Annotated in this window: 9 protein-coding genes; all 9 read left to right on the top strand. The window is 67.6% G+C overall.

From position 1 onward, the window contains the following. The coding region (locus I0Q12_RS33480; protein ID WP_231611174.1) for a cytochrome P450 at positions 1-748 on the top strand (748 nt) is incomplete at its 5' end. A gap of 76 nt (positions 749-824) precedes the next feature. Then, positions 825-1,385, top strand: a complete 561-nt coding sequence (locus I0Q12_RS21630; protein WP_197254596.1) for a TetR/AcrR family transcriptional regulator — start codon at positions 825-827, stop codon at positions 1,383-1,385. 2 nt (positions 1,386-1,387) lie between these two features. Further along, positions 1,388-2,614 (top strand): cytochrome P450, encoded by a 1,227-nt coding sequence (locus tag I0Q12_RS21625; RefSeq protein ID WP_197254561.1) that lies wholly within the window; start codon positions 1,388-1,390, stop codon positions 2,612-2,614. Further along, the gene (locus tag I0Q12_RS21620; RefSeq protein WP_197254559.1) at positions 2,607-3,404 is read left to right on the top strand and encodes an SDR family oxidoreductase; all 798 of its coding nucleotides are present in this window, start codon (positions 2,607-2,609) and stop codon (positions 3,402-3,404) included. The genes I0Q12_RS21625 and I0Q12_RS21620 overlap by 8 nt, the downstream gene beginning before the upstream one ends. After that, entirely contained in the window at positions 3,401-4,762 is a 1,362-nt protein-coding gene (locus tag I0Q12_RS21615) for a cytochrome P450 (RefSeq protein WP_197254557.1), read from the top strand. Before I0Q12_RS21620 ends, I0Q12_RS21615 begins: the two co-directional genes overlap by 4 nt. Before the next feature lie 7 nt (positions 4,763-4,769). Beyond that, positions 4,770-4,991 (top strand): ferredoxin, encoded by a 222-nt coding sequence (locus I0Q12_RS21610; RefSeq protein ID WP_197254555.1) that lies wholly within the window; start codon positions 4,770-4,772, stop codon positions 4,989-4,991. Positions 4,992-5,019: 28 nt separating this feature from the next. Then, a complete protein-coding gene (locus tag I0Q12_RS21605) occupies positions 5,020-5,571 on the top strand; it encodes a nuclear transport factor 2 family protein (protein ID WP_197254554.1) in 552 nt (183 codons plus the stop codon). Further along, positions 5,568-6,830, top strand: coding sequence for a hypothetical protein (locus tag I0Q12_RS21600; RefSeq protein WP_374068757.1), 1,263 nt, complete (start codon positions 5,568-5,570; stop codon positions 6,828-6,830). Before I0Q12_RS21605 ends, I0Q12_RS21600 begins: the two co-directional genes overlap by 4 nt. Positions 6,831-6,855: 25 nt before the next feature. Continuing rightward, a partial coding sequence (locus tag I0Q12_RS21595) for an AMP-binding protein (protein ID WP_307846400.1) occupies positions 6,856-7,995 on the top strand: 1,140 nt, incomplete at its 3' end.

Raw genomic sequence — 7,995 nt, 5'->3', positions numbered from 1 at the left:
CGCCGAGGATGTGGACAAGCTGTACGACTGGTCCAACCGGATGATCGGCTGGGACGATCCCGAGTACGGCAGCACCCAGGCGGACGGCGAACTCGCCGCCGCCGAGATCTTCCTGTACGCCAACGAGATCGCCGCCCGGCGTCGGGCCGAGCCGCGGGACGACATCGTGTCCGCGCTGGTCCGGCCGGACGAGCACGGGGACACGCTCACCGAGATGGAGTTCTGCATGTTCTTCGTGCTGCTCGTCATCGCGGGAAACGAGACCACGCGCAACGCGATCACCGGCGGCATGCAGGCGTTCATGGACCATCCCGACCAGTGGCGGCGACTGCAGCACGATCCCGGACTCGTCCCGAGCGCGGTCGAGGAGATCCTGCGCTGGGTGAGCCCGGTGATCGGCTTCCGCCGCACCCCCACCTGCCCGGCGACGATCGGGGAGCAGTCCGTGGATCGCGGGGACAAGGTCGTCCTGTACTACCCGGCCGCGAACCGGGACGGCGACGTCTTCGAGGAACCGCACCGCTTCGACATCGGACGTGAGCACAATCCGCACGTCGCGTTCGGCGGTACCGGCGTGCACTTCTGCCTCGGAGCACATCTGGCCAGGCTCGAACTGAAGGTGATGTTCGAGACGCTCGCGCGGCGCCTCGACCGCGTCGAGCCGGCCGGACCGGCGCGGCGACTGCGCTCGAACTTCGTCAACGGTGTCAAGGCGATGCCGGTGCGTATCCACCCGCGGCAGGACTGATTTCGTGCATACGGCCCTGATCGGGCATTGCCGCGGCGAGGTTGCCGTAGTAATGTCCAGACACGTGTCCAGAAATGTGAATCTCGAATCCACCCGCCGGCGTCTCACCGAGAAGCAGGCAGACACCGTGGACCGCCTCACCCGCGCCGCGGTCGAGGTGCTCCGGGAGGAGGGATTCGCAGGTCTGACCGTGCGCACCGTCGCCTCGAGGGCCGGGGTCGCACCCGCCACCGCCTACACCTACTTCTCGTCCAAGGAACACCTCGTCGCCGAGGTGTTCTGGCGCCGGCTCGCCGCCACACCCGACCCCGCCGACATCGTCGGCAGCACCGCCGACCGGGTGTGCGCCGTGCTGCGCAACATCGCAATGCTCATGGACGACGAACCCGAACTCGCCGGGGCCGTGACCAGCGCACTGCTCGGCCGCGACCCCGACGTCGAACACCTGCGCGGCCGCATCGGCCTCGACATCCGGGAGCGGCTGTCGGCCGCCCTGGGGCTGGACGGCGACCCGAATGTCCTCGAAGCCCTCGAACTGCTGTACGCGGGTGCGCTCGTCCGCGCCGGAATGGGTTACGGCACCTACGCGAAGCTCGCCGATCGGTTGGAAACCTCCGCCAGACTTCTATTGGAGTAGCAATGACTCAGGCCTCGCTCGACACGTCACTGTTCGGGCCGTTGCTGTTCGACCCCTACGATTACGGCTTCCACGAAGACCCGTACCCGACCTACCGTCGGCTGCGTGCGGAGGCGCCGCTCTACCGCAACGACGACCTCGGCTTCTGGGCCCTGTCGCGCCACGCGGACGTCGTCGCCGGATTTCGCGACAACACGAGACTGTCGAGCGCCAACGGTGTTTCGCTCGATCCGTCCGCCTACGGGCCGCACGCGCACAAGGTGATGTCCTTCCTGGCGATGGACGATCCGCGGCACATGCGGATGCGTCAGCTCGTCTCCAAGGGCTTCACGCCCCGCCGCGTCGCCGACATGCAGGAGCGCATCCTCGAGCTCACCCTGGGATATCTCGAACCTGCCGTGGAGACAGGCGAATTCGACTGGATCGCCGAGTTCGCCGGCAAGCTGCCGATGGACGTGATCTCCGAACTCCTGGGCGTTCCCCGGCAGGACCGCGCCGAGATCCGCCGCCTGGCCGACCTCGTCGTGCACCGCGAGGAGGGCGTGCTCGACGTCCCCGTGGCCGCGATGGAGGCCTCGCTCCACCTCGTCGGTTACTACGCCGACATGCTCACCGAACGTCGTACCCGCCGCACCGAGGACCTCACCTCGGCGCTGCTCGACGCGGAGATCGACGGCGACCGGCTCACCGACGACGAGATCATCGGGTTCATGTTCCTGATGGTCGTCGCCGGCAACGAAACCACCACCAAACTGCTCGGCAACGCCCTGTACTGGGGCGCGGTCGACAAGGACGAGGCGGCGCGGGTGCTGCGCGACCCGGAACGCGCCCCCGAATGGACCGAGGAAACGCTGCGTTACGACACCTCGAGCCAGATCGTCGCGCGCACCGCCGCCGCTGACATCGACGTGCACGGCGGCACCATCCGCGAGGGCGACAAGGTGCTGCTGCTCATCGGATCCGCGAACCGCGACTCCGAGGTCTTCGAGGACGCCGACGAATACCGCATCGGCCGCGACAGCACGAACAAGCTCGCGAGTTTCGGTGGGGGAGTGCACTTCTGCCTCGGTGCTCACCTGGCCCGGCTGGAAGCGAACATCGCGCTCGAGCAGTTCGCCCGCCACGTCGCCGACTACGACGTCGATTTCGACCGCTGTGAACGAGTCCACTCCACCAACGTCCGGGGCTTCGCCGCACTGCCCCTGAAAGTGACCCGCCGCCATGCCTAGATTCGAACCCCACCCGGCGCGCCGCCCCGCGATCGTCAGTGGCGCCTCCTCCGGAATCGGCACCGCCACCGCGTACGCCCTCGCCGAACTCGGGCATCCGGTCGCGCTCGGCGCCCGCCGCGTCGACGAGTGCGAGGCCATCGCCGAGAAGATCCGCGCCGAAGGCGGAGAAGCGATCGCGCACTTCCTCGACGTGTCCTCCACCGAATCCGTCGACGCCTTCGTCACCGCCGCGGAGGCCGCGCACGGTCCGACCGAGATCGTGGTCTCCGGTGCCGGCGACATGGACTTCTCGCTCGTGCACGAAATGGACCCGGACCGTTTCGAATTCCAGGTCGACGTCCATCTCGGCGGCACCCAGCGTCTCGCCCACCGGGTCGTGCCGGGGATGATCGACCGTGCCCGCGGTGACTTCGTGGTCATCGGCTCCGACTGCGCGGTCGACGCCCGGCCCCGCACCGGCGCCTACGTCGGGGCGAAGACCGGCCTCGAAGCCATGGTGCGGCAGATGCGGATGGAACTCGAAGGCACCGGTGTGCGCGCTTCGACGGTGCGCCCGGGCCCGACCCAGACCGCGGCCGGCATGGACCAGCCGGAAGAGGTCGTCGGACCACTGCTCGAGGACTGGATCCACTGGGGTCTGGCGCGTCACCCCTACTTCCTGCGGGCCTCCGACATCGCCGACGCCGTGGTGTCGGTGGTTTCCGTGCCCCGCGGCGCCCACATCGTGCTCGTCGAGGTCCAGCCCGAAGCTCCCCTGCGGAAGAACGAACGGAAGGCCCAGTCATGACCGGTACTGCGACGGCTCCGCTCCGCGTCTCCGGCGGCGAACACGAGCACGGCCACCTCGAGGAACTGCGCACCGACCCCATCGCGCTGATGAAGCGAGTCCGCGAGGAGTGCGGGGACGTCGGCGTCTTCCAGCTCGCCGACAAGAAGGTCGTGCTGCTCTCGGGGGCCGAGGCCAACGAGTTCTTCTTCCGCGCCGCCGACGAGGAACTCGACCAGCAGGCCGCCTACCCGTTCATGAAGCCCGTCTTCGGTGAGGGTGTCGTCTTCGACGCCAGCCCGGAGCGGCGCAAGGAGATGCTGCACAACACGGCGCTGCGCGGCGAGCAGATGAAGGGTCACGCCGCCACCATCGACCGTGAGGTCCAGGACGTGATCGCCGGCTGGGGCGACGAGGGCGAGATCGACCTGCTCGAGTTCTTCGCCGAGCTGACCATCTACACCTCGTCGGCCTGTCTGATCGGCAAGAAGTTCCGCGACGAACTCGACGACCGCTTCGCGCACCTCTATCACGACCTCGAAAAAGGTACGGACGCTCTGGCCTTCGTCGACCCGTACGCGCCGATCGAGAGCTTCCGGCGCCGCGACGAAGCCCGCGAAGGCCTGGTCGCGCTCGTCCAGGAGATCATGAACGGCCGCATCGCGAATCCGCCGCAGGGCAAGGAGGATCGCGACCTGCTCGACGTGCTCGTCTCGATCAAGAACGAGGACGGCACCGAGCGGTTCAGCGCGGACGAAGTCACCGGCATCTTCATCTCGATGATGTTCGCCGGGCACCACACCACGTCCGGCACCGCGGCGTGGGCGCTCATCGAACTGCTGCGCAACCCCGAGTACCTGGAGAAGGTCACCGACGAACTCGACACCCTCTACGCCGACGGCGCAGATGTGAGTTTCCATGCGCTGCGCCAGATCCCGGTCCTGGAGGCGGTGCTCAAGGAGACACTGCGGCTGCACCCGCCGCTCATCCTGCTGCTGCGCGTCGCCCGCGGCGACTACGAGGTCGGCGGGTACCGCATCTCCGACGGCGACCTCGTCGGCGCGACCCCGGCGATCTCCAACCGGATCCCCGAGGACTTCCCGAACCCCGACACCTTCGATCCGGGCCGCTACATCGACCCGAATCAGGAGGACATCGTCAACCGCTGGACGTGGATTCCGTTCGGCGCCGGCCGCCACCGGTGCGTGGGCGCCGCGTTCGCGCTCATGCAGCTCAAGGCGATCTTCTCGATCCTGCTGCGCGACTTCGAATTCGAGATGTCCCAGCCCGCCGACTCGTACCACAACGATCATTCCAAGATGGTGGTGCAACTCGCGCAGCCGTGCGCGGTGCGGTACCGCCGTCGCGCCCGGAAGTGAGGACACCGTGAAGGTCGAAGCGGATCTCGATCTCTGCCAGGGACACGCCATGTGTTCGATGGAGGCCCCGGACGTGTTCGCGGTCGCGAAGCACGGAACGGTGGAGATCCTCATGGACACCGTCCCGGAATCGCTGCGCGCCGATGTCGAAGCAGCCGTCAAGTACTGCCCCACCCGAGCCCTGAGCATCCTCGAAGACCGACCACAGGCGACGACAGCAGACGACTGACAACAGAAGACCGACAACAGGAGGCACCATGGCCCCGTTCGATCGTGCCGAGCTGGACGAGATGATCCAGCGCTGGATCGATGCCAACAAGCGAGCCGAGGCCGACGGAGACTGGAAACCGTTGGCCGACATGTACACCGAGGACGCCACCTACGGCTGGAACTACGGCCCGAAGGAAGAGTTCATGGCCGTCGGTCGCGAGGAGATCCGTGAGCTGGCCCTCGGCCAGGAGATGGACGGCCTCGAAGGCTGGGAGTACCCCTACCAGCAGTTCGTCGTCGACGAACGCACCGGCGACGTGATCGGCTTCTGGAAGCAGATCTCCGACGCCACCCGCGAGGACGGCTCGCACTACACCGTGCAGGGCATCGGCGGCAGCTGGTTCCGCTACGGCGGCAACTTCCAGTGGTCCTGGCAGCGGGACTTCTTCGACTTCGGGAACGTCTCGCACCTGTTCCTCGAGATGATCACCGCCGGAGCGCTGTCCGACGGCATGAACAGGCGCATCGAGCGGTCGATGTCCGGTGAGAAGCTGCCGGGCTGGTATCCGGTGGGGAAGTCCCCGGTACCGCTGTGGTGAGCGCGGGGGACCGGGTTACCGGATCGTCGTTCGCGGCGCTGTCCCGCCGCGATCTGGCGGTGCTCGTCCCGGAGCTGCTGCTGTGCGGGCAGCTCATAGACAGATCCGGGATGGCGCACCTGATCTCGGCGTTCGGCCGCGACGGCATGGCCGAGGTTGCGATCGAGGAGTGGCAGGCGTCGAGCCCCTGGTACACCAAGCGCATGCAGCGGGCGCTGCGTTTCGAGAACGACGACGTCGAAACGATCTTCAAGGGAATGCAATTCGACATCGGGGCACCGCCGCAGTTCATGGACTTCCGGTACCGCGTGGACGATCGCAACCACGGCGAGTTCTGGCTCGACCATTGCGGTGCGCTGATGGACGTGGAGCCGCTCGGCGACGAGTACGTCACCGCGATGTGCCACGACATCGAGGACCCCACCTTCGACGCCACGGCCCTGGCCACCAATCCGCACGCGCACGTCCGTCCGATCCACCGGCCTCCGCGGCGGCCCGCGGACCGGCACCCGCACTGCGCGTGGACCGTCGTCATCGACCCGTCGCACGAGCCACCGCCGGTGGAACCACACACCGAGGCACTCGGCCGGACCGCCGCGGTCGCGGTGGAACTGAGTCCCATCGACCCCGACGACGACGGCAATGCCGACTACGCGGGGCCGCTGCTGTCGGACGTGCGCTTCGGCGACTTCTCCCACTCCGCACTCGTGCGCATCGCCGAGGAGGTGTGCCTGCAGCACCACATGCTCACGCTCGGATTCCTGCTCGGGGTGCGCAAACGGACCGACGAAAACTCGGCGCTGACGATCGCCCGCAAGCAGCTCACCGGCATCGCCGGGCTGACCTCCGAACGCATCGGGAACGCGCTCGGCCTTCCCACCGACCTCGAGGGACTGGCGACGGTGCTGACGGTGCACCCGGTGTTCGCGCCGCGGCAGTACGTCGACCGCGACATCCGGTTCGACGGGCACCGGCTCGAACTGAGCATCCGCCGCAGCGGGGGAGCGCACACCGACGGTGCCTGGCCGACGCTCGTCGACGGCGAGCACCTCGAAGCGCTGAACGCCCTTGTGCGCGGGGTGGATCCGCATTTCAGCGTGCGGGTCGTCGCCGAGGACGCCGATGCGCTCGTCGTCGAGGTGATCGTGGAGCCGACGCCCGCGAAGGAATGTGGTGAGGTCGCGATCACCCGGTTCAGCACGGGGTCGAACTTCGTCTTTGCAGATCGAGGAATTCCCTTGCCGCTCACTGTGGTCTGAGCGCGCGACCCGAAAGGATCTCTGCGTGGCCCACAATTTCGCGGACCTGTTCGAACACGCCGTCGACGCGGTGCCGGATCGTGTGGCGCTGATCGTCGGCGACCGTCAGGTCACGTTCCGGGAGCTCGACGCCCGTGCCAACCGCCTCGCCCATCACTTCATCGGCGCCGGGTTCGGCGAGGGCAGCCACATCGGCATCCACCTGCACAACTCGATCGAGGCCGTCGAAACGGTCTTCGCGGCATTCAAGATCCGGGCGGTGCCCATCACCGTGAACTACCGCTACACGTCCGACGAACTGGCATACCTGTACGACAACGCCGATCTCGACGCCCTCGTGTTCCACCGGACCTACGCGCAGGTCGTCGAGGACGTGCTGCCGTCGGTACCGAAACTGCGGCACAGTCTCGTCGTCGACGACGAGCTCGCGGAGACTTCCTCGTACGAGGACGCGCTCGCGTCGAGCTCGCCCGAACGCGGCTTCGGTGCCCGCTCCGGTGACGACCGGTACATCGTCTACACCGGAGGAACCACCGGCCGGCCCAAGGGCGTGGTGTGGCGGCAGGAGGACATCTGGCGTGCGCTGGCCGGCGGCTCCGACTTCTACAGCGGTGAGCCTGTCCCGGACGAATACCACCAGTCCCGGCTCGGAGCCTCCGTCGCGGAACCGGGCCGGTGGCTGTTGCTGCCGCCGCTCATCCACACTTCCGCCCTGATGACCATGTGCAATTCGCTGTTCTCGGGCAACACGGTGCTGCTCGACCACCATTTCGACGGGCACCGCTCCTGGGAGATCGTGCAGCGGCACCGGCCGCAGGTCATGGTCATCACCGGTGATGCGATGGGCCGCCCGCTCGTCGACGCGCTCGTCGGCGGCGGCTACGACCCGACCGGGCTCGGTGTGGTGGCCTCCGGTGCCGCACTGTTCTCGCAGTCGGTGAAGGACGCGATGTTCGACGCGATTCCGGGGGTGCTCATCTCCGATTCGGTCGGCTCCTCGGAGACCGGATTCAGTGGAATCGGCATCGCGTCCAAGGGGCTCGTGCAGGACGGCGGCCCGCGGATCGGTGCGGGCCGGGGCTCGTTCGTCGTCGACGACGACGGTCGTCCGGTCATCAGCGGAGAAGGCCGGCTCGCGAAGAAGGGCCATGTGCCGTCCGGGTAC

It is taken from the genome of Rhodococcus sp. CX (genome assembly GCF_015865005.1).
Classification (GTDB): domain Bacteria; phylum Actinomycetota; class Actinomycetes; order Mycobacteriales; family Mycobacteriaceae; genus Rhodococcus.
Note: the sequence above shows the minus strand (reverse complement) of the source record. Positions and strands in the feature narration are given on the sequence as shown.